Raw genomic sequence first — 26,208 nt, 5'->3', positions numbered from 1 at the left:
ACAAAAACTCACCTTACAAAAATCTTATCGAAGTTGTTATATTATTAAAATTACTGGCGGCGTTCGAAACGTCGACGTAAAAAAACTGCAGAAATATTCATGATTGCAAGAAACATCATTAATACAATAATAGCCCCCGATGTCTTTTCAACAAAAGCGCGCTCTGCTTCACCCGCCCACATAAAAATTTGAACAGGCAAAGCTGTTGCAGGATCCATAGGAGTTGTAGGAATATTAACAACAAAAGCAACCATTCCAATCAAAAGCAAAGGGGCTGTTTCACCCAAAGCCTGAGCTACTCCAATAATCGTACCAGTCAAAATACCGGGCGCTGCTAAAGGAACAACATGATGAAAAATCATTTGTGTTTTTGATGCTCCAAGCCCTAAAGCTGCTGCACGAATAGAGAGAGGAACAGCACGCAAAGCAGAACGTGTTGCAATAATAATCGTGGGAAGAGTCATGAGCGCTAAAACAAGACCACCAACAAAAGAGGCTGAACGTGGTAATCCTAAAAAATTAACAAAAACAGAGAGTCCTAAAAGACCAAACACAATCGAAGGAACAGCTGCAAGGTTATTGATATTAACCTCAATAAAATCTGTAAATTTATTTTTGCGTGCATATTCTTCCAAATAAAGAGCCGTTGCTATGCCTATCGGCAGTGAAACCAATAAAACGATACCTATCATATAAAGGGAACCGATTATCGCAACACCTAATCCCGCAATTTCAGGACGACTTGAAGCACCAAATGTAAAAAAACCAATATTAAATGTCTTATAAAGCGTACCATCATGGGCTAAACGCTTTATCCATTCTACTTGTCGATTAGAAACTTTACGGTTTTTTTCTGCTACATGCAGATCAATCTGTCCCTTATAAGCAGAATCAATATCTGCGGCTGCCAAAACTTTGATTTTTTGCGTTGTGCCAATCAGTTTTGGATTTTTTGTCACCATTTCACGCAGTTGAACACGAACTCCATTTGAAAACATACGGTTAATGTCCCGCAGAGAGGCTCGATCATTTTGATTGACATCAAGTTTTTTTGCTAAAGCATTGCGTACGAGAAGTGGATAATTCGCTGTTATGAGGACTTGTGGTTTTGTTTGACGTTGTCCACTTGGATCAATGATCTTTTCATCCAAATAAATCGATAATGTCATTTCACTTTGAAAAAAAGCTGTATAGCCTTGACTAATGATAGACCATAAAAGCGCAAATAAAAAAAACAAACCAATAAAAATAGCAATCAAACCATAGGCACGAAAACGACGTTCAGCCCTATACCGACGCTTGAGGCTAATATTGCGACGAGGAAAAAAATCTTCATTCATTCATATTGTTCCCGATATTTACGCACAATATAAAGAGCGAGAATATTCATTAAGAGTGTCATCACAAAGAGTGTCATCCCCAAGGCAAAAGCCACCAAAGTTTGTGGAGAATTAAACTCAAAATCACCGGTCAATTGATTAACAATCTTAACCGTCATGGTAGTCATTGCCTCAAAAGGATTGAGTGTTAAGTTTGCTGCAACCCCTGCTGCCAAAACGACAATCATTGTTTCCCCAATTGCACGCGATGCCGTCAACAAAATGGCCCCCATAATCCCTGGAAGTGCCGCTGGTATAACAACTTTTTTAATTGTTTCAGATTGCGTTGCGCCTAAACCATAAGAACCTTCACGTAAAATGCGTGGAACAGCGGTAATAACATCATCCGATAAAGAGGAAACAAAAGGAATCAACATGATTCCCATCACAACGCCAGCAGTCAAAACACTTTGTGCCATAATAAAACCACCCCCATCTGAGAGAGAAACAGACAGATCACGTAAAAATGGTCCGACAACCTTCAAAGCAAAAAAACCATAAACAATGGTTGGGATGCCAGCAAGAACTTCCAATAATGGTTTTACAATTGCTCGCAATCGCGCAGAAGCATATTCGGCCATATAAAGAGCTGAAAATAAGCCTATAGGTACAGCAAAAAGCATGGCGACAAATGCAATATACAGCGTACCAGCAAGAAGCGGTATTAAACCAAATTGTCCCACTTCAGCGCTTGAACCACTCGCGGAAAAACGCGGATCCCAAACCGTTCCCAAAAAGAAATTTGAAAAGGATACAGACTGAAAAAAACTTATTGTCTGAAAGAACAGAGAAAGTGCAATGGCTATTGTCGTCAAGACGGCAACGATAGACGCACAAGCCAATCCAATAATAATTAAAGTTTCAACCTTATTGCGCGCACGTTGATGAGGTGCAATTTGTATTATTCCATAGATAAAACCGAAAGAGGCAATAGCAAAAAGGAAACCATAACCAATAAACTGAAGCTTTTTAGAAGAAAATACCCATGACCGTGCTATTTTGAACACATCATTCGATACTTCATGAGGTAAAATCAATCCTTTCACAAGTAATTGTGCCTGCACTTCCTTATAGGAGGCGGTAGAAAGATCCCCTTCAAAGTAGTGAATCATTTTGGCGAGACTTCGAAGTGTCTCCCAAAGGAGATCATGATTGAAAGGTTCTGTTATATGCGCACTATACGCCCAAAGCTCTCGAGAGGCATTATATTCTAAATAAATTGTACTCCCTGCATCCCACAAAATTGAAAAAATAAAAGCTGGAATAACAGTAATCAAAAATGTCCACCAGCCATAATGATACGCACGAGAATGCATTTTATGTTGTTTGTATTCAAGACTGCGTGCTCGCACATAAGAAATACAAAAGCCACAAAATCCAAGAAGCAATAACAAAAAAACAATGAAGGGAACGCGCATGTTATCTTTCAGTTTTTATAAAAAAATAGCACCGAAAACGCCTACTCCAGCAATAAAATAAATTATTCCCAGAAAATTATTTCAACATCATTACCTGGCCAGAAGAAAAATCAGAACGCTGTGCTTGGCGCTCTTTTTCAGGAGCAACAATCAAACCATATTCAGCCAAAGGCCCCTCTGGACCAATCATTTGATCTGACAGGAAAAAATCAACATATTCTCGCAAACCTGGAACAATATCTAAATGTGCTTTCTTAATGTAGAAAAAAAGTGGACGAGAAACCGGATATTGTCCACTCGAAATTGTCTCAACTGTTGGCGCAAAACCGTTAATATCTGCAACCTTTAGCCTATCAGCATTATTTTGATAAAAAGACAAACCAAAAATACCAACCCCTGTTTTATTCGCAGTTAGACGCGCAAATGTTTCAGAATAATCACCATCAATATCAACCGCTTTTCCATCCTTACGGACAGCAATACAAGCAGCGTGTATCTCCTTATCATTCATTCCCAAAGACTTCATTACCTTAACTGCCCCACTTTCTTTACAGCCCACAGCAAGTAATTTTTCTTCAAAAACTTCCCGCGTTCCATGCTTTTCTCCAGGAATATACGCTGCTATCGTCCAATCAGGAAGAGCACTATTAACCGCATTCCATTTCGAAACATGATTGGACTGCAACTTTCCATCTACGATAACTCGAGCAGCAAGGGCTTTATAAACATCTATCGGCTGCAATCTCCAATCAGGCCCCTTAATATCTGTTGCAAAAACAATGCCATCATACCCAATGCGTATTTCCTCAACATCTTTCACACCAGCATCAAAACAAGACTGTAATTCACTCGATTTCATTGCTCGTGAAGCATTAACAATATCAACGGTATTCTCCCCAATACCACGACAAAATTCCTTAATCCCCGCTCCTGTTCCACCTGATTCGATAACAGGAACCTTAAAATGGGGATAAATTTCTCCAAATGTCTCAGCGACAATCTTTTGATAAGGTAAAACTGTAGATGAGCCAGTAACCTGTATTTGATCGCGCGCGTTACCTACATTTACGGACAGCAGTAACGCAAAAACCAATCCCACTCCAATTGATAAGACTCTGCTCATCTATAAACTCCCTAAAAATTGAGGATAAAGCCTCTTAATTTATATCATACGGTCATTTTAGTTCACATTTGCAACATAACAAATATAAAAAACAACATGGACCATTTTTTAACAATACCATGGTTGAGCCTTGTGTAAATTAATTTGAACGTTTGAACTCAACAACATCCCAAAATAGATGTGCAATATCTGTACCGCAGAAGCGTTTAATTTCACGAATTCCCGTAGGGGACGTTACATTGATTTCTGTTATATAATCTCCAATGACATCAATCCCCACAAAAAGAAGACCACGTTCCTTTAAGGCTGGACCAATGCGTTCACAAATTTCATAATCACGTTTTGTTAACGCAACATTTTCCGCGCGACCTCCAACGTGCATGTTAGAACGCACATCTGTTCTTGTCGGAATGCGATTAATGGCGCCAACAGGCGTACCATCAAGCAAAATAATCCGTTTATCTCCTTTTCGTACTGCCTCTAAATAACGCTGAACAATAAAAGGTTCGCGATAAACATCTGCAAACATTTCTAGCAACGATGCTAAATTGCGATCATCTTGTTTTAAATAAAAAACACCAGAGCCCCCATTCCCATAAAGTGGTTTCACAATAATATCGCCAAATCTTTCTCTAAAAGCTGTTATTTCTTCAATATCTTTGGTAATTAACGTTTCAGGCATCAAATCAGAAAATTCTGTCACAAAAATTTTTTCTGGACTGTTTCGTACCCATGTCGGATTATTCACAACAAGTGTTTGAGGATGAATACGCTCTAATAAATGAGTCGTGGTGATATAATTGAGATCAAAAGGGGGATCTTGGCGCAAAAGAACCACATCCATATCTGTTAATTCCGTGCGAACAGGCTTTCCTAACTGATAGTGATTTCCCACTTCATCATGGACAGTCAAGGGTTCCAATCGTGCAATCACACAACCATCGCACAAAGATAAACGATCTGGTGTATAATGAAAAAGAGAGTGTCCACGTTCTTGCGCAGCTAAAGCGAGTGCAAATGTCGTATCTCCTTGAATCCGAATTGTTGAAATATGATCCATTTGAATGGCAATTTTCATAAATAAATTCTCCCTATCGTAAAAGCAGACTGGTCTATGCACCATAAACTTAGTAAACAATAAAAGAACAATGACAAGAGAAAATTCATGACACAAGAAACAGATACAAAATTCAATAACGAAGAAATCGAACGCTATGCACGCCACATTATTTTGCCTGAGATTGGTGGTGCGGGACAACAAAAGCTCAAAAAAGCGCGAGTTCTTGTCGTGGGTGCTGGTGGTCTTGGAGCGCCTGTCTTAACTTATTTGGCTGCCGCAGGCGTTGGAACCCTTGGAATTGTCGATAATGACACTGTTTCACTTTCCAATTTACAACGTCAAGTTATTCATAAGACAAATGCAATCAACCAAAGCAAAACAGACAGTGCTGAAACCACTATAAAAGCAATAAATCCCCATGTTATGATTGAAAAACACACCCTACGCTTAGATAAAAGTAATGTAGATAAACTGATCAATGCCTACCATATCATTGTTGATGGAAGTGATAATTTTACCACACGCTATCTTCTTGCGGATCACGCTGCCCAATGCAAAAAGCCTTTAATAAGTGGTGCTGTAGAACGTTTTAATGGCTCATTAACCGTTCTTATGCCGTATAAAGACAATAACCCTCACTATCGCGATTTATTCCCCACCCCTCCTGCTCCCGATACTATTCCAACATGTGCTGAAGCTGGAATCATCGGTGCTTTACCTGGCGTTATTGGAACCTTACAAGCAATGGAAACGATTAAAATGATCACAAACATCGGAGATCCATTGGTAGGAAGGATTCTTCTCTATAATGGATTATTAGCGCAATTTAATATTATTACCTATAAACGATCAAATTCCAAAGAAAATACCATAGCGATTAATAAGCTTGGAGAATCATGATTTTATCCCTACTCATTTTCAAGATTCTGGCGATATGTGTTGAAACTGAAACACTGACGTTTTACCGCAAATCATCGAAATGCTGGAAACAATGAGAACAATTAAACTTATCACAAAAATTGAAGACTTTTTATGGAAAAAATTCTCCTCTATAATGGATTATTAGCATAATTTTATGCCATCTTTTATAAACGATTAGATACTCGTGCAAAAGGCGCTGCCATCAGTGTTCTTGTATAAAGAATTTTCGAGGTGGGTGAAAATATAAGCCGCAGAACTCTATTTAACCAGTTTGCTTTTCACGCATAAAATTGTTCCCCACGAAAGTGCTTCCTTTAAACCATACCATCAATAAATAATCTAACTCATATTTTAGTTATCGATACGATAAAAGATCAATGATCTGTATCTATACCTCTACCCCCAAGAAAAAACATCTATTCATCACGCTTCATAAAATGCCGCTTAGGATTATTGCACGTATAAGAATAATCAATTATCTCTGTCCATAAGAAAAACACATGGAGATTGATGTATATAGAAGAATTAAGATAAACCTCATGTAGAGCTTTAATTACACAATTATTACATTCAAAAGCAGAAAACTGTCGCTCATAAAGAGATAATCCTTCAGCGATAATTTCATAGACAAGCATATGTAGAAAAGGTGAAGCAAACAGGTCTTGAAAACAAATCCGTAGATGATAACGTAAAGTGTGCATTTTTTAAAAAATCTCTTTAAAAGCGGGAAAATATGCAACGTTAAGTGTATTCTGTTTTACATGTGGGCATTGCCCCTATCAAAACATTCATAAAAGCCCTTTCGATAAAACCTTGAAACCAAAGCTACAAAAAATTGGATTTTTTTCTAAACTAAACATCTAGAATGTACGTTATTTTGGCCCGTTCACTTTGTTATTATCGATTGGTAAAGGAACGGGATGATCCGATAGACTGCGTAAATAAAGCAAAAGATCGGCACGATCTTGGTCATTTTTAATTCCACGGAAAGACATAATGGTCCCAGGAAATGCTTCACGTGGAGAACGCAGATAACGATCTAACGTTACAAAATCCCATTTTTGATCAGAATGCGCACGCAATGCACGTGAATATGCAAAACCTGCGGCAGATGCCAAAGGGCGGTCAACAATTTCCCAAAGAACTGGACCAACGCGCCCTGCTTGATTGCGTCCAGAAGTATGGCATATGGCACATTGACGAAAAATTTTACGCCCATTTTCAAAATCGCCTTGTTGAAGGCGGCTATTTAGTGATACAGGAATATCGGATTCTTTCTGTTTTTCTTTAAATGTATCATTCTTGGTAACTGTGTGATAATATTGGACTGATGGAGAATGATCGTAAACTATATCGCTGAGTGTGGAAATTCCCACAACAATAACCAGCACACATAAACATGCGCCAATAAAATAGATAGCTTTCCAGCGATTCATAAAAACTCAAATGTTCACGGTTTCATTACCATTTTTAGTATAAGTTTTTTCTTTATAACACACAACATCATAAATACAGCACAAACGACGTTTGGAATCTTGCAATGGCTCTTGAACCGATTATTCTTATTCCTGCCCGTATGGGATCAACCCGCCTTCCTCAAAAAGCTCTTGCTGAAATCAGTGGAAAGCCGATGATTGTTCATGTCGCAGAACAAGCCAAAAAAGCAGCAATAGGGCGTACAATCGTTGCAACAGATCACAATGATATCGCCAAAGCTGTCGCAGAGTATGGGCACGAATATATCATAACACGAGGTGATCATAAATCTGGATCTGATCGTATTTATGAAGCTTTAATGCGTATTGATCCTGAACAACGCTACAATGCTATTTTAAATATACAAGGTGACCTCCCAACGATAATGCCTCGTGAAATCATTCATGCATTACGTCCTTTAGAAAATAGCTTTACTGATATCGCAACCTTGGGTTCTCAAATCATAGAAGAAAGTGAAAAAAGAGATCCCAATGTTGTCAAAATCATTGGGACACCGCTTTCTCAAAATCGCCTTCGTGCTCTTTATTTCACGCGCACCACATCTCCCTATGGAGATGGTCCTCTTTATCATCATATTGGAATATACGCCTATCGGCGCGAAGCACTTGAAAAATTTGTATCATTCAAACCCTCTACACTCGAGATACGTGAAAAACTTGAACAATTACGTGCATTAGAGCATAATATGCGTATCGATGTGGAAATAGTCGATACAATTCCTTTAGGTGTAGACACACAACGTGATCTCGAGAGAGTACGTAAGATTTTAGCATGAAAACACTCAAAAAAACTAATAAAATCTCTTTCCAAGGAGAATATGGAGCTAATTCTCATATTGCTTGCTCTAATATGTTCCCCAGTATGGATGCTGCACCCTGTGCTACTTTTGAAGACGCCCTTAATTTGGTGGAAAATGGGAAAGCTGATCTTGCTATGATCCCGATTGAAAATACTCTTGCTGGACGTGTTGCAGATATTCATCATCTTTTACCACAATCATCGCTTTATATTATTGATGAATATTTTTTGCCTATCCATTTTCAATTAATGGTTTTGCCCGGCGTTACCCATGATGAAATTAAAACCGTCCACAGTCATACGCATGCCCTTGCACAATGCCGAAAAATTATACGAAACAATGGTTGGGAACCTGTTGTTTCTGCCGACACCGCTGGAGCTGCAAAATTTATTAAAAAAAGTGCTCAACGTTCACAAGCAGCCTTAGCACCTCTGATCGCAGCAGAACTCTACGGGCTTGATATTCTTGAAAGAGATGTTGAAGATAACTCTCATAATATTACCCGTTTTGTCATCCTTTCACGATCCAAACGACATGTCCCCAAACCTACAAATGGCGAAAAAATTATTACCAGTCTTCTTTTTCGAGTGCGCAATGTTCCCGCTGCTCTCTACAAGGCTATGGGAGGATTTGCAACAAATGGTATCAATATGACAAAATTAGAAAGCTATCAAATCGGTGGAAATTTTAATGCAACACAATTCTTTGTTGATATTGAAGGACATCCTGAAGATCCCATGATGAAACTCGCCTTAGAAGAGTTGTCTTTCTTCTCTGCTGAATTGCGTATTATCGGTACTTATCCAGCACAAAATGATCGGACATTATATATATAAAGCAAAAAAACCACCAGCATTTTTTGCTGATATCGAAGAATATTCTAAAAATCCTATGATGCCATGTATCTTGGAGAAACCCATTTTCTTATACTAAACACGCTTTATCATAAATGCTAAAGTAGAAAAAGAGAAATAACATCTGATAATGGAATATATAAATTGCTTTGATAATGTTTTTTGACAAATTACATTATGATAAATAGCAATTCAACGTGTACAAAGATCTATGTAAAGAAAAAAACTGAAAATGAAAGCACTTGGATCCTCCATTTTCCTTTATAGAAAAGATATCATATCCTATAGCCGTTTATTCCAACAGAAATAACGAACGTCTCAATTAGCACTAAAAACAATATTTAACTTATCATCAGAATATATTCGAGATAACAGATCATTCAAATCTCTTGAGTTCAGATAATTTTCAATGTATTTTTATAAAACTGTAAGATGCCGTTTAACTATATTTTTTGCATTACGGTTGGACCTTCCTCTTTCTAAAAACTGATTTATGATTCATTCTATTTTATGAAAAAGGAGAAGATAATGAAAACAATCTTCACGCAAGCATTATTAACTGCAAATATTTTCGCCTACTCTAGTGTTGCGTTTGCCGGATTTGGTGAGAGAGAATGGAATTTTGCACCAAATGAAACTGTTACAATTGGTGCACCTGATACAATAAAGCAAGGTGTTGAATATGGGTGCGAAGCATTTAACCCCCCAAAAGTATCCTTTACTTTATCGTACTCATCTCCTTCTGACGTAAACAGACTACACATTGTTGCAGATGATGAAAAGAAAATAACACATGATAGAGAACATAAGATCTTTATGCTCAAAGATGTAAAATCCCTTAATATAGGTTTTCCTCCATCAGGATATTATACTTTTAAAAATATTACTAAGGAAAAAGTTACTGGTGTAGATTGTGATGCAGGAGATTTTTAATAATATTTTCAGCAATATCTTATAGCTTTGCGTAGATCTATAAAAAGACTGAAATAAGATTTTTTCGAAATTGGCCGTTGTAAATTATTAACGCTTAATTTTTGAAAGATTGAGCTTTGTGCTTATGTAATAGAAATTTGTATCATAAAATTAAACTGTCAAGAAAAACAACTTTTAAAAAGAATAAATATTGAACAATTTTTGCGAATCATGAAATTGTTTATTATATTTTCACTATCAGAATGACTTATTTGTATGAGAATCTCGTATCTGTCTGTGCAATTGAAGCCTCTCAAAATTGCTACGCGCTATATCTTATATAAACAGAGAAATAAAAAACTTTGTGCATAACAAATCAGTGTAGAAGTTATTTCTGAAAATTTAAATCCCCATTACTTTTTGTTGTCCATAATACAAGAATTAAGTTCAAAGAAAAAATTCTTGGTTGTTCGTGTTATATTTTTTGTTTCTGAGCTTGATTTTTCATTCCAAATCGACAATATGAACTTGGGAGGTTGGTGGTGGACGAACTACTCGCCAACCGGGTCAGGTCTGGAAAGAAGCAGCCCCAACGAGTTCTGGTACGGGTCATCGTGCCAGCCTCCTATTTCGCTGAAGAGATTATTTTTTTGCTATGTTTTAGCGAGGTATTTAATCTTCAGAGCAGTATTTTTATGCAGCACATAAAGGGATTTGGTTATTTTTAAGCAAATATCCCATAAAAAATACGTTGATTGAGAAAAAAATCCTTTTATATGAGAGTACATACAGTATTGACCTGTGCGTTGTGTATGATCAAAATGTACGCATAAAAAACTTCGAAGTTGGAAACATTCATGGAAAATATACCGGTAGAAACAGCCTATCGTGTTCTTGCTCGTAAATATCGACCACAAAACTTTTCTGATCTCATTGGTCAGGAAGCTATGGTGCGTACTCTCACCAATGCCTTTGAAAAAGGTCGTATTGCACAAGCGTGGATGTTAACAGGGATTCGTGGTGTAGGGAAAACGACAACGGCGCGTATTTTGGCACGCGCACTCAATTATAAAACAAAAGATATTGACCAACCAACAACCGTATTGGACACTCTTGGTGAACATTGCACACAAATTATCGAAGGACGCCATATTGATGTTATAGAAATGGATGCCGCTTCTCATACGGGCATTGATGATATTCGTGAAATTATTGAACAAATACGCTATCGTCCTGTTTCTGCGCGCTATAAGGTTTATATTATCGATGAAGTCCATATGCTCTCAACGCAAGCCTTTAATGGTTTGCTGAAAACTCTTGAAGAACCACCATCCCATGTAAAATTTATTTTTGCCACAACAGAAATTCGCAAAGTTCCCATTACAATTCTTTCGCGTTGCCAACGTTTTGATTTGCGACGAATCGAAGCAAAAGCTTTGAGTGCACATTTGCACCAAATTGCGAAATATGAAAAAGTGGAAGTAGAAGATCAAGCACTCTCCATGATTGCTCGTGCTGCAGAAGGCTCTGCACGTGATGCATTATCCATTTTTGATCAAGCGATTGCTCATAGCAATGGCAATGTCAGTGCTGCCGAAGTACGTACAATGTTAGGATTAGCGGATCAAGCACGTATTATTGATCTCTTTGAATTCGTCATGAAGGGCGATGTTATCCATGCATTACATGAATTACGCAGTCAATATGATGCAGGCGCTGATCCTCTTACGATATTAACAGAACTCGCCGATTTTAATCATCTGGTCACACGTTTACGATTCACACCAGAAATAGTGGAAGATTTCTCACTGACTGAAGAACAACGTTTAAGAAGTTTAGACTTTTCAAAAAAACTTTCTGTTCCTGTTTTATCCCGCAACTGGCAAATGTTACTCAAAGGCTTACAAGAAGTTAATCAAACCGCACGTCCACTGCAAGCAACTGAAATGCTTTTAATTCGTCTTGCACACACAGCTGATCTCCCCACTCTTGATGAAGCTTTAAAAAAACTTACGCAAGAAAAAACACCTCTCACACTCGTTACAAACTCTTCTCATCAAGAAGCGATAAGTGTAAATAATATAACGCAAGAAACAACAATTGATGTCCATGCTTCCTCAAGCGTTTCAAATACATTACCAAATCAATCAGACCTAAAAACATCCTTGCAACCCCCATTAGACCACTCCTTAAAACCAGAAAATTTCGTTAAAAATAAAACTCATGATAATGCCAAAGCTCAAGAAGTAATAGAAATTCTTGAAACTTCTCAATCTACTGATTTTTCTAAAAATATTGCAAATTTATCGCATTCTGTCACACAACCAGTCGAAGAGATTACTGAACCTAAAACTCTCGTGATTAATTCTTTGCATGATATTGTTAAATTAGCCGAACAGCATAGTGACGTGCCTTTCAAACTCCTTGTTAAAGAATTTGTTCATCCCGTTTCTTTTGAAACTGGACGCATTACTTTAAGACTTTCTGAAAATACTCCACAATTTCTTGCTCATGATATCGAAAAAAAAATCTCTCAATGGGCTAGAAAACGCTATGTGGTAACTTTTGTCAATGAAGGAGGCGGTCCAACTTTACAGGAAGAAAGTGTAGCGATTCAAAAGACTCTTTTTTCCCACGCAGAGACAGATCCTGATATCGCGAAAATCCTCAACCATTTCCCAGAAGCAAAAATTGTCGATATTCGACTCAATAGAGAAGAAAATGATCTTGATTTACCCCCCGATACCTTTAAAAATACTGATCTCTTTAAAAATGAAAATGATAGCAATGATGAATAAGGATACCTATTCCTATGCGTGAAATGATGAGCATGATGAAAAAAGCCAAAGAAATGCAAGAGAGAATGCAGAAAATTCAGGAGGAAATGGCTAATCTACAAGCTACCGGCACTGCAGGGGGTGATCTCGTCAGTATCACTTTAAATGGCAAAAATATTATAACGGCCATTCAAATTGATCCTTCATTACTCAAACCTGAGGAAGCTGAAATTCTTGAGGATCTCATTATGGCAGCTTATAATGAAGCAAGGGCAAAAATTGACAACGCACTAGAAGAAAAAACCAAAAGCATGACGGCGGGGCTGCCACTCCCATCAGGCTTCAAGCTACCATTTTAATGAAACGTTTTTTTCTCATGGGACAAAATATATGTCTAAATACATTGCAGGACCTGAGATTGAACGTCTCATTCAAATCTTAGCACGGTTGCCAGGTCTTGGTCCGCGTTCAGCACGTCGTGCTGCGCTTCATCTTATTAAGAAAAAGGAAACTTTACTGGAACCTTTGGGAGCGGCAGTACAAGCCGCTATAGAAAAAGTCGGCATTTGTTCTGTTTGTGGCAATGTCGATACCATTGATCCTTGTTCAATTTGTACAGATTCGCGACGCGATGATACAACAATCATTGTTGTTGAGGATATTGCTGACCTGTGGGCTCTTGAACGCGCAAAAACTTTAGCCGCACGTTATCATGTATTGGGTGGACGACTCTCACCTTTAGATGGAATAGGTCCTGACGAGCTTAACATTGCCACCTTAATACAACGTGTTGTACAAAACCCAATTACGGAGATTATTCTTGCTGTCAATGCGACTGTCGAAGGACAAACAACCGCTCACTACATCACCGATCAGCTTTCCAATTTTCCAGTCAAAATTACGCGACTTGCTCATGGTGTTCCTGTAGGAGGCGAGCTCGATTATCTTGATGATGGAACTTTAGCAGCGGCTGTACAAGCAAGAACAAATCTTTAAAACTTTTTCATCTTAACCTTTAGCTCTTCAATGATGGGGGAATATTCAAATGCTAAAGAAAAACCTCTCACTTTTAAATAACTTTGGTCCTGGTATTTTAGTATGTTTACTCATATCAGCTTTAGCGTATGGTTTAGAAGTTCTAGAAAAACAGCTTTTGGGGCAAGCATGGCTTGAAAGTCTTGTTTTAGCAATTCTCTTAGGATCTGTTACCCGTAGTTGTTTTAGGATGCCAACATATTTTCAAAAAGGTATAACTTTTTGTGCCAAAACACTTCTTGAAGTTGCTATTGTCCTTCTAGGAGCAAGCATTAGTATTCATTCCGTTCTTTCCGCTGGTTGGGGTTTGCTTGCAAGCATCGTATTCGTTATATTTGTAACAATTATTCTTAGCTTTATCATTGGTCGATTGTTCGGACTTTCTATGCATTTGGCCATGCTTGTTGCTTGCGGGAATGCTATTTGTGGGAACTCAGCCATTGTTGCTGTAGCTCCTGTTATTAAAGCAAAACATGAAGAAATAGCTGCATCAATTGCTTTTACTGCTCTTTTAGGGGTTCTTATTATTTTATTTCTCCCTTTTGCACAGCCACTTCTGAATTTGTCATTCAACCAATATGGTGTGCTTGCCGGTATGGTTGTTTATGCTGTACCACAGGTTTTAGCAGCAACCGCATCTGTCTCTTTTGCCAGTGTTCAAATTGCAACTGTTGTGAAATTGGTACGCGTTCTCATGTTAGGACCTCTTATTTTTGCTCTCTCAATCATCTATCGCCGCTCAGCAAAAACACGCTTTCGCTTACATACTCTCGTTCCATGGTTTATTATTGGTTTTATTATGATGATGCTGGTGCGCTCAAGCAATCTTATCCCCGAAACAACTCTCAATTCTATCAAATTTATTGCTCAATTGTTCACGGTCATTTCGATGGCCGCATTAGGACTGGGCGTTGATATTCGCTCATTAAAAAAAGCGGGATGGCGTGTTATTTTGGCTTCATCCTGCTCTATAATTATTCTCGGTATTTGTAGCCTTATCATGATACAATTGAACGATTTAAATCATATAGCATTTTGAAATATTGTTGTTTCTTTTTTCAATGAAGCATACAATCAATCCAGGGAATGGACAATATTAAAATCAGCTCTTTCATAAAACCAGCAAAAATTCTAAAAACCTTTTTATTATTTTATACAAAAATTGAAAGAGCTGTGATACTCAGTAAAAACTATCAAAATGGCTTTTTCAATCGGCTTTTCCGTCCATAATGATTTACAATGGAAGAGTATCAAAACAGTTCTATTTCTTTTATTTCTGCTCTTATGAAGCTAAATTTTTTATAAAAAATTGATAGAATATACTCTTTAATGAAATCGCACCTCTTAAGAAGAACATAACGACCAAAACAAAAATATATTTATGTCCCACATTCATGTATGTGTTAAAAAAAATACTTTTCAAAGCCCATGTCCCCCGCCTTTCACGATGAGGGCCGTGAATAATATCATTAAAATTCTCCATAACGTTTATAAAATCTATTGTGCAGCCCAATCTTTACGCTTGTGAAGCAACAAGTCGGTAGCATCATACTCTTTCTAGCTCCCAATGTTGAATAGCTCTTGCATTTAAATGATCCTTTCTTAAGTAATTTTATTCATACACCAACTCTGCTTATGACATATAAGAAAATGGTTTTGATTTATGGGCTTAAAATGAAAAAATCTTATAATGTTCAAGGATTTAATTTTTTAGGGTTTTATTGAACATAGAAATAATAAATTATCATGATCAATCAATTTATGACAACTAAAACAAATAGGAATCAAATCAACACCTCGTCCTATTCATAACAAGATATTGTTGCTTATTGGCACTAGCAACTTTCTTACAAATGAACTATACGACAATAAAAAAGATTAAAAATACATTAGATACCTTTTGTCTATCGCCTTATTCAATTAAGATATTTTTATGCTTATTCTTGCTATCGATACTGCTTCAATTTATTGTGCTGTTGCACTCATTCATCATAAATCTGTGATTGCGCGTCTTAATGAGCGCATGAATAAAGGACATGCTGAAAGACTTATTGGGCAGATGACACAAATAATGACACAAGCCAATATGACGCTTGATCAAGTTGAGCGTATTGCGGTCAATGTTGGACCTGGGTCGTTTACCGGTGTGCGTGTTGGTGTTGCCACAGCACGCGCTTTGGCATTAGCACTTGAAATACCAGCTGTTGGAGTGAGTGCATTTGAAGCTTTAGCCGCACAAGTCACAACCCGTAAAAATCTTGCATCAGCAATTACTGTTGTCATTGAAGCAGGCAGAGAGATGTTCTACCATCAAAATTTCCATAAGGATCTCACACCTTTGGGAGAACCAGGATTAAAAACAATTGAAAATATCCTAGAAGACTTGCCTCAAAAAACCCAACTAATTGGTCCAGCAGCTGATATCGTTATGCAGCATATTGAAAACCATAAAATAAACGAAAAAATTATCCTAGAAAAAATCCCTTGTGAGGCAGCGGATATTGTGAACTATGCTTATCTTGCTGCAAACAAACAACCACAAAATTCGCCTCGCCCCCTCTATCTACGCAGCGCTGATGCAAAACAACAAACCAATTTCGCGTTACCACGAAAAAAATAATGTTTAAATTTTCATTGACAAAAAAGCATCTTGGAATTGCTCCACTACACGTTAATGATAGTGCTTCTCTTCACCAAATTCATCAACATTGTTTTACCCCAGCTTGGGGAAAACAAGCTTTTGATACTTTTTTAACAGATCACTCTATCTTTGGGTACAAAGTCTTTCTCATTGATCACTCTGATCAAATTTTAGGCTTCTGCCTATGCCGTCTCATTCTTGATGAAGCAGAAATCATCACAATTGCTGTCCATCCTCATTATCGTCAACAAGGAATTGGTACCTTACTTATTGATCATACAATTCACTATCTTCAGGATAAGCGCGCTATAAAGTTATTCTTGGAAGTAGAATCCACAAATCTTTCTGCTTTAAATCTTTATCAACGCTTTGAATTTCAAAAAATTTCTGAACGTCTAGCTTACTACCCGTCAAAAAATGGTCGCGGTGATGCAATTATTATGCAAAAAACTTTTAAGCAAATAGATTGAGATTTATGTAAAAAACATTTAGACAAGCACTATGAATAAAGTAAACCCTAAAAACACATCTCCTGTTGCTCCTAAAAAAGTTTTTATTAAAACCTATGGATGTCAAATGAATGTTTATGATAGCCAACGGATGACTGATAGTCTCAGTTCACAAGGCTATGTGACAACACAAACGCCAAATGATGCCGATCTTATTCTTGTTAATACCTGTCATATTCGTGAAAAAGCAGCAGAAAAACTTTATTCTGATTTGGGTCGTTTGCGCGTTATGCGTCAAGAGCGAACACCGGATAAACCCTTGACAGTTGGTGTAACGGGTTGTGTTGCACAAGCTGAGGGAAGTGAAATCTTGCGCCGTGCTCCAATAGTAGATCTTGTCATTGGTCCGCAAATGTATCATCGTTTGCCAGAATTGTTAGAAAAAGCCAAACAAGGCAAAAAGATTATCGAAACAGATTATGCTGTTGAAGATAAATTTGCTCATTTGCCGCCTCATAATAAACGCGCTGTAAGAAAACGGGGTGTTAGTGCATTTTTAACAGTACAAGAAGGGTGCGATAAATTTTGCACTTTTTGTGTTGTTCCCTATACGCGTGGTGCTGAAATATCCCGCTCCGTCGAGCAAATTACCGAAGAAGCGCGTCAACTCATTGAAGCTGGTGTTAAAGAAATTACGCTGCTTGGACAAAATGTTAATGGTTGGCATGGGCAAAGTGCTGATGGCAAAACTTGGCGGCTTGGTGATCTTCTTTATCATCTTGCCAAACTAGATGGTTTAAAACGTTTGCGCTACACAACCAGCCATCCGCGTGATATGGATGATAGCCTTATTGCCGCGCATCGAGATCTTGATATGTTAATGCCTTATCTTCATCTCCCTGTTCAATCAGGCTCAGATCGCATCTTAAAAGCCATGAACCGCCAGCACAAAAGCTCTTATTATCTTCATCTTATCGAAAAAATTCGAGCGGCACGGCCAGATATTGCCTTTTCAGGTGATTTTATTGTAGGGTTTCCAGGTGAAACAGATGAAGACTTTGAAGAAACCATTAAGCTTATTCAACAAGTACAATACAGTTCAGCTTATTCTTTTAAGTATTCCCCCCGTCCTGGAACAGTAGGGGCCACCATGAAAAATCACGTTGATGAATCTGTAAAAGATGCTCGGCTTCAACATTTACAAGTTCTTCTCCTTGAACAACAAAATACATTTTTACGTTCTAAAATTGGACAAAAAACGGATGTTCTTATCGAAAAACCTGGACGTCATTCAGGGCAAATGGTGGGGCGCTCCCCTTGGCTTTTACCTGTTGTCGTCGATACAGAATCCTCTACAGGTAGCGTGGTAGAAATTCATATTAAAAATGCAAGCTCAAATAGTTTTGTCGGTGAAATGACAAATAGATAAATATGTCTCTACTATCTTGTTTACAATAAAGATTTTGAAAACTCTTTTATTTTCAAAGAAAATGATTACATCTAGAGAGTGAATTTTTATGAAAGAAAATTTGTCTTTTATAAAGTTTACTCAAAAAAATGTTTAATACTTATGTCGATATGGAGAATAGACTGAAAGTTTCAACTGAAAAAATAAATACTGACATTGAAAAAATTGCCCCCTTGGAACAAGAAAGCGCTTCAGAGACAAGCCAAGTCGTTTTGATTTTCGAAAATAATAAATATGCAAAAGCAGTTTTTGGTCAATTTGACGAAAATCTTACTTATATCGAAAAAAAACTTAAACTTAGTATTCATCCACGTGGTAATGAGATCTTAATCCATGGAAATATTTCTGTCATAAAGCGAGCGCGATATGTATTGCAGCAGCTTTATGAACGTGCAAAAACACATCAAGAGCTCACTTTATCAGATATAAAAGGAGCAATTGCTATGGCAACTATATCACAGAAGCAGAAAGAAGGCACCATAACACAAAAATCTGCCAAACGTATACCAGCACAGTTGAGTATCCATAAAAAAATAATTCATGCAAGGACGCCAACACAAGATACTTATATACGCGCTATGGAGCATACTGAACTTGTGTTTGGTGTAGGACCAGCAGGAACAGGAAAAACGTATCTTGCTGTTGCTCATGCTGCTATGCTTCTAGAACGTGGTATCGTTGAGCGAATTATTCTCTCACGGCCGGCTGTTGAAGCTGGAGAACATCTGGGGTTTCTTCCCGGTGATCTCAAAGAAAAAGTCGACCCCTATTTACGACCACTTTACGATGCTCTTTATGATATGATACCTGCTGCAAAAATAGAACGTATTTTAGCTTCTGGTGTCATAGAAATTGCTCCTCTCGCCTTTATGCGCGGGCGAACACTTGCCCATGCCGCTGTTATTCTTGATGAGGCACAAAATACGACCCCCATGCAAATGAAGATGTTCCTCACACGTCTTGGAGAAGGAACCCGTATGATCGTTACCGGTGATGTAAGCCAAATTGATTTGCCTATAGGGCAAAAATCGGGTCTTATTGAAGCAATCCGCATTCTTTCAAATGTAGAAAATATCACAATTGTGCGCTTTGATGAAAAAGATGTTGTACGCCACCCGCTTGTTGCTGCTATCGTTCGTGCTTATGATCGTGATTCTATCATGCAAAATGAGAAAAAATCACTCGCGTGCGATACATTAAAAAATGAATTTGATTCATCATGATTATTATTGATATAATGGTTAAAGACGCAGGGTGGAATGATGAGAAAATGCTTTATAATATCACCGAAAAAGCATTAACGACGGCAATGCATCATGTTTCATTAGAAAATGTTGTAAGTGAGATTAGTCTGCTTTTTACGGATGATGAACATATGGCAAAAATCAATGCACAATGGCGTGGTAAAAACAAATCCACCAATGTATTATCCTTTCCTGCTTTCCCAATTAAAGCTGGAAATCCTCCTGGTCCCATGCTGGGTGATATTATTATTGCCCGAGAAACTGTTGTTCTTGAAGCAGAAAAACAAGGAAAAACATTTCAAGACCATCTAACGCATATGATCGTTCACGGTATCTTGCATCTGCTTGGCTATGACCATGAAACCGATGATGAAGCACATCAAATGGAAAAGCTCGAAAGAGAAATCCTTCAAAAGCTCTCCATAAAAGATCCTTATATTGAGTTATCTATAAATGATAAAATTTAACTTTTAACATCAATATGACGAGCATACCATTTAAAGCCTCTTATTCACCTATTATAAAAAGAAAGTTTAGAAGATTTTAAAACCATGACAAACAAAATAAATGCACAAAATGACAGTCAAACATCTTCTAATAATGAAAAAGACCCCTCTCAACAGACAAATCATACAGAAAAATATTCCCTAATGAATCATTTGTTTTCATTCTTACGGGGGCGTCATTGTGCATCTACGTCACTGCGCGACGATCTTACCGTTGCACTTGCGACTAACAATGAAAAAGATACCGCCCTCTTCTCACCTGAAGAACGTACGATGTTGCATAATATTTTACGCTTGCGTGAAGCGCGCGTGGATGATGTTATGATACCGCGTTCTGAAATTGAAGCATTGGAAATAAACACTTCACTTGGAGAAGCCCTTAAATGTTTTGCAAAAATTGGTCATTCTCGCATACCTGTTTATGCCGAAACTTTAGATGATCCGCGTGGCATGATCCATATCCGCGATATTCTTAACTATATGACTCGCTTTATTATAAACCCTACAAAAACTGAACAGAAATCCGATTTGCTTCAATTAAATCATACAGATTTACATACCCCAATCGGTGAATTAGATTTGATCAGAACCGTTCTCTTTGTTCCCAGTTCTATGCTTGCAAGCAAATTATTAACACGGATGCAAACCACACGAACACAAATGGCTTTAGTTATTGATGAACATGGGGGAACAGATGGTCTTGTTTCAATGGAGGATATTGTTGAATTAGTCGTTGGGGATATCGAAGATGAACATGATCATGTCGACAATGCTATCGTACGCGAACACAACAATAAATGGCTCGTTGATGCAAGAACCGAATTAGAAGATGTGGAGAAAGCTCTTGGACCTGATTTTATCGTAGGAGAATATGGTGATGAGGTTGATACTATTGGTGGTTTAATTGTCTCCATTCTTGATCGTATTCCTGAAAAAGGTGAAGTTGTCGAAGCTGTTCCTGGCTATAAATTTCGCATTTTAGAAGCTGATAAACGTCGAATTAAGCGGTTGCGCATTTTTCGCATTCCAGAAAATGAGAATCTTGAAAATAATGCCTCCCTTAAAGAATAATCAAGCATTTTTCAACAATTTTATCGCTTTTTTGTCCTCTGTTACCGGCTGGAAGAGGCAGGTGTGGATATTTCTATGTGGCGCTCTTACTTCCTTTGCACTTCCCCCCTTTTATTTAACACCTCTTTGCTTTCTTACTTTTCCTATTTTTATTGTTTTACTTGACTCGATACAGTCCTCTCCAAACAATAAAAAACTTTTTTTTACCTACGCTTTAAGCTGTGGAACCTTTGGTTTTAGTTATTTTATTTGCGGACTTTGGTGGCTTTGCAATGCTTTGTTGACAGATCCAGATTCTTTTGGTTGGGCAGTCCCACTCGCCATTTTATTTCCCCCTCTCTACCTTTCTCTTTATTGGTTTTTTTCTGGTTTCATTGTCGGCTTATTATGGACAAAAGGAATAGCACGCTTTTTTGTTTTAGCCTTTGCATTAGGATTGGCCGAGTGGTTGCGTGCGTTCTTATTCACAGGATTTCCATGGAATACTCTTGGCTATACAGCTATGCCAACCCCGATGTTCATGCAATCTGATGCCATCGTGGGACTTTACGGAATGAATATTCTTGCGGTCTTAACCTACAGTTTGCCAACAGTTTTACTCACGGATGAAAAAAAGAAAACAGCACTTTCTCTTTGCTTAGCACTTATATTCATTCATAGTGGTTTTGGATTTTATCGTCTCCATACAATAGAGAATACAGCTGAAAATCAAAAAAGAAATTATTGGGTACGTATTGTTCAACCTTCTATCCAACAAAATATAAAATTGCGCGATAATACACGAGAAGCTATGTTGGAAGCACATATGCATCTGAGTGCAACACCAATAACTGGTAAAAATCCAGAACCTGATTTTATCATATGGCCCGAAGCATCTGTTCCTTATCTTCTCTATGATAACTCATTTGTCACAATGCACATTGCCTCTCTTTTAAAACCTAAACAATGGGCTATTATCGGAGCAATACGCGCCAGTGATGATCTTTCTCACTCCCAAACACAATATTTTAATACAATTGCAGTCATTAATGCTCAAGGTAATATTTTACACACTTCCGATAAACTTCATTTGGTCCCTTTTGGTGAATATCTTCCCTATCAGAATTTATTGAAAAAAATTGGATTGCGTATTCTCGCTGATAATATTGGTGGATATAGCGCTGCACATGTGCGCAAAACTATCACCATGCCAAACGGATTTTCTTATCTGCCCTTGATTTGTTATGAGGCAATATTTCCTCATGAAATGACTTTTAAAGGTTCCCCACCTCAAGCAATCATTAATGTTACAAATGATGCATGGTTTGGTGTAACACCAGGCCCCTATCAACATCTTCAACAAGCACAGCTTCGTGCCATTGAACTGGGAATCCCCCTCATACGAGCAGCCAATAATGGAATATCAGCTGTTATTGATTCTTATGGACGAATCGTTGTAGCTCTTCAGCAAAATGCTGTGGGCATTATTGATTCAGAAATTCCATCATCCATTACTCCCATAGGAAGCAATGAATACAGAACTTTCTCTACTTTTATCTTATTCATCCTTATGCTATTGTGTCGTATTGGTTTTGGTTCTACAAAACAGCTTAAATGATTCAAGTGCTCCTTGTGCGGTATTATGTTGCGTGTACCAGTAATATTGGGAAAAAATATTACATATTATTTTAATTATATGATAAATCAACTTCGCATAAATCTGATGTTGGTTTAAAATAAAAGTGCTGGAAATTAAAGAGTTGCATTATGACCGAAACTAGAAAAAAACCTGACCCTATAGATATCTATGTTGGAACTCGTATCCGTTTACGTCGTAATATTTTAGGACTTACTCAAGAAAAACTAGGTGAAAAATTAGGCATCACTTTTCAGCAAATTCAAAAATATGAAAAAGGAACAAACCGTATCGGTGCCAGTCGTCTTCAAGCGATAGCAGAAATTATGGATGTTCCTGTTTCTTACTTTTTTGATAAAGGACTTACCTCTCAACAAGTAGAAGGTTTTGCTGAAAGTGATCACAATTTTATGGACTTTTGTTCTAGCAGCGAAGGTATCCAACTCATGCGGGCTTTTACGAATATATCTGATGCTAAAGTGCGTCGAAAAATCATTGACTTGGCAAAAGCACTTTCTGAGGAAGATTTGACAAATAAGCTATCAAATTAAAATTATATTTTTTCTCTCTTGTTCATATAAATTCGCATTGACGATTTGCTGTCGAATTGGCAAACCGTAGCAACTTTAGTAGGCAACTAATTGAATTGTTGGTTTTCTTTTTTGAAGGAGTTCCTATGCCGCATCAAGATTATCTTTTTACGAGCGAATCGGTATCGGAAGGGCATCCTGATAAAATTTGTGATCGTATTTCCGATGAAATCGTTGATATGATCTATAAAGAAGCGCACAAGACTGGAACTGATCCGTGGTTAGTGCGCGTTGCTTGTGAAACTCTCGTCAGTGTAAACCGTGTTGTTATCGCCGGTGAAGTCCGTGTTCCTGATACACTCTTTAAAAAAGATAAAAATAAAGAATTTATCTATGATGAAACTGGCTTTCCACTCATTAATCCTACGCGTTTTCGTACAGCAGCGCGCCATGCTATTCGCGCCATTGGCTATGAACAACCAGGATTCCATTGGAAAACTGTTAAAATTGATGTTCTTTTGCGCCCTCAATCCGCTGACATTGCAAGAGGCGTTGATAATGCGACGGATCGGCATGGTGAAGAAGGAGCAGGTGATCAAGGCATCATGTTTGGATATGCTTGCCGTGAGACACCTGACCTTATGCCTGCGCCAATTTATTATGCGCATAAGATTCTCAAACTTCTTGCCGCAGCCCGCCATAAAGGAGAAGGAGAAACTGGAAAATTAGGACCAGATGCTAAAAGCCAAATCACCATACGCTATAAAGATGGAAAACCTATAGAGGTCACATCCATCGTTCTTTCAACGCAGCATCTTGACGAAAGTTGGGATTCCAATAAAGTTCGCACAGTCGTTGAACCTTATATTCGTCAAGCTTTACATGATATTCCCATTGCAGCTCAATGCAGTTGGTATATTAACCCAACAGGAAAATTTGTCATTGGTGGTCCTCAAAGCGATGCTGGATTAACAGGACGCAAAATTATCGTGGACACTTATGGAGGTGCAGCCCCCCATGGAGGTGGTGCTTTCTCAGGAAAAGATACAACAAAAGTTGACCGTTCTGCAGCCTATGCAGCACGCTATCTGGCTAAGAATATTGTTGCGGCTCATTTAGCAGAGCGATGCACCATTCAACTCTCCTATGCCATTGGTGTTGCACAACCTTTGTCGATTTATCTTAATCTTCATGGGACAGGAAAGGTTGATGAAAAGGTTATCGAGGCAGCTATTCGCAAAATAATGGACCTTTCCCCCACCGGAATTCGTAAACATCTTGACCTTAATAAACCAATCTATACAAAAACAGCTGCTTACGGTCATTTTGGGAGAAAACCAAAGCATGATGGTTCGTTTTCATGGGAAAAAACTGATCTTGTGAAAACGCTTCAAACGATGATAAAAATTCCATGATTCAATATAATACACACAAGAGTGAAGCCTTTTTTGGACGCCGACAAGGAAAGCGGCTGCGAAACAGTCAGCTTACGCGTATAAAAGTACTTCTTCCCAATTTAAATATTGATTTAAATATCCCTCCTCCCTCAAACCTTACATCCTTATTTTCAAGCAAAGTAAAAAAAATTCGACTTGAAATCGGCTTTGGTAGCGGTGAACATTTACTCCATGAAATGGAACATTTTCCACAAACCGGTTTTATCGGCGTCGAGCCCTTTATCAATGGCATGGCAAAAATATTGTTTTCCCTTGAACAGCATACACACCATCAAAATCATCTTCGCCTCTATAATAATGATGCTACGCACCTGCTTGATTGGCTCCCTGATAACTCGCTTGATGGCATAGATCTTTTCTATCCTGATCCTTGGCCGAAAAAGAAACACTGGAAACGACGTTTCATCAATATAAAAAATCTTAACCGTTTCGCTCGCGTTCTTAAAAAGGGAAAATTTTTTCGCTTTGCTAGTGATATAGACAGTTATGTAAACTGGACCCTCTATCATTGTGCACACCATGATCACTTTGAATGGAAAGCAGAAAATCCCAAAGATTGGAAAACCCCTTATCCACTATGGAAAGGTACACGCTATGAAGCAAAAGCTTTACGCGAAGGACGAACGCCTGCCTATCTCACCTTTATAAAGAAATAAATGATCAAGTGCTTTTCTCATAAACAACTTGAAAAATTTTGAATTTAAGAGTATCAATAGCTAAATTCTTGGTCTTATGATGAAGAGTGGGTCTTGGACCTGCTCTTTTTTAATATCATAAAACTGACGAAAATAACTTGGATAAAATGTATGAATGAAGCTGAAAAAATAAGCAATCTTGACGAACCACGTCTGTTTGAAGAAGATGGTATCGAGGCACGGGTTGCTGCTCTTGTCATACCACTGCTTAAACCTTTAGGTTTTCGTTTGGTTCGCGTGAAGCTTCTTGGACAAAATGGTTTAACACTTCAAATTATGGTCGAACGCGCTGATGGTTCTCTGACCGTAGAAGATTGTGAAACTGTTAGTCGGACTGTTTCCCCCCTCCTTGATGTGGAAAATGTTATTGAACGCAAATATCATTTAGAAATCTCATCTCCTGGTATTGATCGTCCATTGGTAAGAAAATCTGATTTTTTTCATTGGCAAGGACATCTTGCAAAAATTGAAACAAAAATAACCATTGATGGGCGCCGAAAATTTCGTGGAACACTTACCAATATCACGCAAGATGGATTTATTTTAAACGCTGATAAAGCTGCTTACGGAGAAGCCATGTATACCTCTATTTCCTTTTGTGATATCATAGGCGCGCATTTAGTGCTTACCGATGAGCTTATTCGTGATGCATTGAAAAAAAATAAAGATTTAAGTCAACAATTCATTCCTGAAGATAATCCTACCGACTCAATACAGACGCTCAATTTCAAAAAATAATATCACTGGGAAATACCCA

General features: G+C 37.8%; 24 protein-coding genes and 1 other RNA gene. 20 read left to right on the top strand and 5 right to left on the bottom strand.

From position 1 onward, the window contains the following. Positions 1-50: 50 nt before the first annotated feature. The 4 genes from pstA to gshB form a co-directional block, all read right to left on the bottom strand. The gene (gene pstA, locus BTR_RS01315; protein ID WP_012230690.1) at positions 51-1,340 is read right to left on the bottom strand and encodes a phosphate ABC transporter permease PstA; all 1,290 of its coding nucleotides are present in this window, start codon (positions 1,338-1,340) and stop codon (positions 51-53) included. Continuing rightward, positions 1,337-2,797, bottom strand: a complete 1,461-nt coding sequence (pstC, locus tag BTR_RS01310) for a phosphate ABC transporter permease subunit PstC (RefSeq protein WP_012230688.1) — start codon at positions 2,795-2,797, stop codon at positions 1,337-1,339. Before pstC ends, pstA begins: the two co-directional genes overlap by 4 nt. 76 nt (positions 2,798-2,873) lie before the next feature. Then, positions 2,874-3,920, bottom strand: a complete 1,047-nt coding sequence (locus tag BTR_RS01305; RefSeq protein WP_012230685.1) for a PstS family phosphate ABC transporter substrate-binding protein — start codon at positions 3,918-3,920, stop codon at positions 2,874-2,876. A 139-nt stretch (positions 3,921-4,059) separates the two neighbouring features. Further along, a complete protein-coding gene (gene gshB / locus BTR_RS01300; protein WP_012230683.1) occupies positions 4,060-4,998 on the bottom strand; it encodes a glutathione synthase in 939 nt (312 codons plus the stop codon). Between the two features lie 87 nt (positions 4,999-5,085). Between gshB and BTR_RS01295 the strand changes: the two genes are divergently transcribed. Continuing rightward, positions 5,086-5,880, top strand: a complete 795-nt coding sequence (locus BTR_RS01295) for a molybdopterin-synthase adenylyltransferase MoeB (protein WP_012230681.1) — start codon at positions 5,086-5,088, stop codon at positions 5,878-5,880. An 893-nt stretch (positions 5,881-6,773) separates the two neighbouring features. On the opposite strand, the gene BTR_RS01285 is transcribed toward BTR_RS01295, so the two are convergent. Beyond that, on the bottom strand, positions 6,774-7,337 hold the full coding sequence (locus tag BTR_RS01285) for a c-type cytochrome (RefSeq protein ID WP_012230679.1): 564 nt from the start codon (positions 7,335-7,337) through the stop codon (positions 6,774-6,776). Between the two features lie 104 nt (positions 7,338-7,441). Here BTR_RS01285 and BTR_RS01280 point away from each other — a divergent pair, with 104 nt between their 5' ends. The 19 genes from BTR_RS01280 (at position 7,442) to rimP (ending at position 26,189) form a co-directional block, all read left to right on the top strand. Beyond that, positions 7,442-8,173 carry a 3-deoxy-manno-octulosonate cytidylyltransferase gene (locus BTR_RS01280; protein ID WP_012230672.1) on the top strand — a complete coding sequence of 244 codons (732 nt, stop codon included), beginning with the start codon at positions 7,442-7,444 and terminating at the stop codon, positions 8,171-8,173. Next, entirely contained in the window at positions 8,170-9,033 is an 864-nt protein-coding gene (locus BTR_RS01275; protein WP_012230670.1) for a prephenate dehydratase, read from the top strand. Before BTR_RS01280 ends, BTR_RS01275 begins: the two co-directional genes overlap by 4 nt. A 546-nt stretch (positions 9,034-9,579) precedes the next feature. After that, entirely contained in the window at positions 9,580-9,984 is a 405-nt protein-coding gene (locus BTR_RS01270; protein ID WP_012230668.1) for a hypothetical protein, read from the top strand. Positions 9,985-10,494: 510 nt separating this feature from the next. Continuing rightward, positions 10,495-10,592, top strand: an RNA gene (gene ffs / locus BTR_RS12045) — signal recognition particle sRNA small type. 228 nt (positions 10,593-10,820) lie between these two features. Next, on the top strand, positions 10,821-12,761 hold the full coding sequence (locus tag BTR_RS01265; RefSeq protein ID WP_012230666.1) for a DNA polymerase III subunit gamma/tau: 1,941 nt from the start codon (positions 10,821-10,823) through the stop codon (positions 12,759-12,761). A 14-nt stretch (positions 12,762-12,775) separates the two neighbouring features. Further along, positions 12,776-13,099, top strand: coding sequence for a YbaB/EbfC family nucleoid-associated protein (locus BTR_RS01260; RefSeq protein WP_012230664.1), 324 nt, complete (start codon positions 12,776-12,778; stop codon positions 13,097-13,099). Positions 13,100-13,130: 31 nt separating this feature from the next. Beyond that, positions 13,131-13,736, top strand: a complete 606-nt coding sequence (recR, locus tag BTR_RS01255; protein ID WP_012230662.1) for a recombination mediator RecR — start codon at positions 13,131-13,133, stop codon at positions 13,734-13,736. A gap of 49 nt (positions 13,737-13,785) precedes the next feature. Beyond that, a complete protein-coding gene (locus tag BTR_RS01250) occupies positions 13,786-14,814 on the top strand; it encodes a YeiH family protein (protein WP_012230660.1) in 1,029 nt (342 codons plus the stop codon). Between the two features lie 894 nt (positions 14,815-15,708). Further along, on the top strand, positions 15,709-16,395 hold the full coding sequence (gene tsaB / locus BTR_RS01245) for a tRNA (adenosine(37)-N6)-threonylcarbamoyltransferase complex dimerization subunit type 1 TsaB (RefSeq protein ID WP_012230659.1): 687 nt from the start codon (positions 15,709-15,711) through the stop codon (positions 16,393-16,395). After that, a complete protein-coding gene (rimI, locus tag BTR_RS01240; protein ID WP_012230656.1) occupies positions 16,395-16,886 on the top strand; it encodes a ribosomal protein S18-alanine N-acetyltransferase in 492 nt (163 codons plus the stop codon). The genes tsaB and rimI overlap by 1 nt, the downstream gene beginning before the upstream one ends. Before the next feature lie 31 nt (positions 16,887-16,917). Next, positions 16,918-18,294 (top strand): tRNA (N6-isopentenyl adenosine(37)-C2)-methylthiotransferase MiaB, encoded by a 1,377-nt coding sequence (miaB, locus tag BTR_RS01235; protein WP_012230653.1) that lies wholly within the window; start codon positions 16,918-16,920, stop codon positions 18,292-18,294. A 128-nt stretch (positions 18,295-18,422) separates the two neighbouring features. After that, positions 18,423-19,556, top strand: coding sequence for a PhoH family protein (locus BTR_RS01230; protein WP_012230651.1), 1,134 nt, complete (start codon positions 18,423-18,425; stop codon positions 19,554-19,556). Continuing rightward, positions 19,553-20,044 (top strand): rRNA maturation RNase YbeY, encoded by a 492-nt coding sequence (ybeY, locus tag BTR_RS01225; protein ID WP_012230649.1) that lies wholly within the window; start codon positions 19,553-19,555, stop codon positions 20,042-20,044. The genes BTR_RS01230 and ybeY overlap by 4 nt, the downstream gene beginning before the upstream one ends. 84 nt (positions 20,045-20,128) lie before the next feature. After that, positions 20,129-21,154 carry a hemolysin family protein gene (locus BTR_RS01220; RefSeq protein WP_012230647.1) on the top strand — a complete coding sequence of 342 codons (1,026 nt, stop codon included), beginning with the start codon at positions 20,129-20,131 and terminating at the stop codon, positions 21,152-21,154. Beyond that, positions 21,117-22,751 (top strand): apolipoprotein N-acyltransferase, encoded by a 1,635-nt coding sequence (gene lnt / locus BTR_RS01215; RefSeq protein ID WP_012230645.1) that lies wholly within the window; start codon positions 21,117-21,119, stop codon positions 22,749-22,751. Before BTR_RS01220 ends, lnt begins: the two co-directional genes overlap by 38 nt. 149 nt (positions 22,752-22,900) lie before the next feature. Then, entirely contained in the window at positions 22,901-23,320 is a 420-nt protein-coding gene (locus BTR_RS01210) for a helix-turn-helix domain-containing protein (RefSeq protein ID WP_012230643.1), read from the top strand. A gap of 125 nt (positions 23,321-23,445) precedes the next feature. After that, complete coding sequence (gene metK / locus BTR_RS01205) at positions 23,446-24,714, top strand: methionine adenosyltransferase (RefSeq protein WP_012230641.1); 1,269 nt, start codon at positions 23,446-23,448, stop codon at positions 24,712-24,714. After that, positions 24,711-25,412: a tRNA (guanine(46)-N(7))-methyltransferase TrmB gene (locus BTR_RS01200; protein WP_012230639.1), complete on the top strand. Its 702-nt coding sequence runs from the start codon at positions 24,711-24,713 to the stop codon at positions 25,410-25,412. Before metK ends, BTR_RS01200 begins: the two co-directional genes overlap by 4 nt. A gap of 150 nt (positions 25,413-25,562) precedes the next feature. After that, positions 25,563-26,189, top strand: coding sequence for a ribosome maturation factor RimP (rimP, locus tag BTR_RS01195; RefSeq protein WP_012230637.1), 627 nt, complete (start codon positions 25,563-25,565; stop codon positions 26,187-26,189). The last annotated feature ends 19 nt before the right edge of the window (positions 26,190-26,208 follow it).

It is taken from the genome of Bartonella tribocorum CIP 105476 (assembly GCF_000196435.1).
In the GTDB taxonomy this organism is placed as follows: Bacteria; Pseudomonadota; Alphaproteobacteria; order Rhizobiales; family Rhizobiaceae; genus Bartonella; species Bartonella tribocorum.
This window is presented reverse-complemented; position numbering and strand designations above follow the sequence as displayed.

Coding starts and splice junctions, on each gene's coding strand:
- pstA (WP_012230690.1), bottom strand. CDS start 1,340: ATGAATGAAGATTTTTTTCCTCGTCGCAATATTAGCCTCAAGCGTCGG.
- pstC (WP_012230688.1), bottom strand. CDS start 2,797: ATGCGCGTTCCCTTCATTGTTTTTTTGTTATTGCTTCTTGGATTTTGT.
- BTR_RS01305 (WP_012230685.1), bottom strand. CDS start 3,920: ATGAGCAGAGTCTTATCAATTGGAGTGGGATTGGTTTTTGCGTTACTG.
- gshB (WP_012230683.1), bottom strand. CDS start 4,998: ATGAAAATTGCCATTCAAATGGATCATATTTCAACAATTCGGATTCAA.
- BTR_RS01295 (WP_012230681.1), top strand. CDS start 5,086: ATGACACAAGAAACAGATACAAAATTCAATAACGAAGAAATCGAACGC.
- BTR_RS01285 (WP_012230679.1), bottom strand. CDS start 7,337: ATGAATCGCTGGAAAGCTATCTATTTTATTGGCGCATGTTTATGTGTG.
- BTR_RS01280 (WP_012230672.1), top strand. CDS start 7,442: ATGGCTCTTGAACCGATTATTCTTATTCCTGCCCGTATGGGATCAACC.
- BTR_RS01275 (WP_012230670.1), top strand. CDS start 8,170: ATGAAAACACTCAAAAAAACTAATAAAATCTCTTTCCAAGGAGAATAT.
- BTR_RS01270 (WP_012230668.1), top strand. CDS start 9,580: ATGAAAACAATCTTCACGCAAGCATTATTAACTGCAAATATTTTCGCC.
- BTR_RS01265 (WP_012230666.1), top strand. CDS start 10,821: ATGGAAAATATACCGGTAGAAACAGCCTATCGTGTTCTTGCTCGTAAA.
- BTR_RS01260 (WP_012230664.1), top strand. CDS start 12,776: ATGCGTGAAATGATGAGCATGATGAAAAAAGCCAAAGAAATGCAAGAG.
- recR (WP_012230662.1), top strand. CDS start 13,131: ATGTCTAAATACATTGCAGGACCTGAGATTGAACGTCTCATTCAAATC.
- BTR_RS01250 (WP_012230660.1), top strand. CDS start 13,786: ATGCTAAAGAAAAACCTCTCACTTTTAAATAACTTTGGTCCTGGTATT.
- tsaB (WP_012230659.1), top strand. CDS start 15,709: ATGCTTATTCTTGCTATCGATACTGCTTCAATTTATTGTGCTGTTGCA.
- rimI (WP_012230656.1), top strand. CDS start 16,395: ATGTTTAAATTTTCATTGACAAAAAAGCATCTTGGAATTGCTCCACTA.
- miaB (WP_012230653.1), top strand. CDS start 16,918: ATGAATAAAGTAAACCCTAAAAACACATCTCCTGTTGCTCCTAAAAAA.
- BTR_RS01230 (WP_012230651.1), top strand. CDS start 18,423: ATGTTTAATACTTATGTCGATATGGAGAATAGACTGAAAGTTTCAACT.
- ybeY (WP_012230649.1), top strand. CDS start 19,553: ATGATTATTATTGATATAATGGTTAAAGACGCAGGGTGGAATGATGAG.
- BTR_RS01220 (WP_012230647.1), top strand. CDS start 20,129: ATGACAAACAAAATAAATGCACAAAATGACAGTCAAACATCTTCTAAT.
- lnt (WP_012230645.1), top strand. CDS start 21,117: ATGAGAATCTTGAAAATAATGCCTCCCTTAAAGAATAATCAAGCATTT.
- BTR_RS01210 (WP_012230643.1), top strand. CDS start 22,901: ATGACCGAAACTAGAAAAAAACCTGACCCTATAGATATCTATGTTGGA.
- metK (WP_012230641.1), top strand. CDS start 23,446: ATGCCGCATCAAGATTATCTTTTTACGAGCGAATCGGTATCGGAAGGG.
- BTR_RS01200 (WP_012230639.1), top strand. CDS start 24,711: ATGATTCAATATAATACACACAAGAGTGAAGCCTTTTTTGGACGCCGA.
- rimP (WP_012230637.1), top strand. CDS start 25,563: ATGAATGAAGCTGAAAAAATAAGCAATCTTGACGAACCACGTCTGTTT.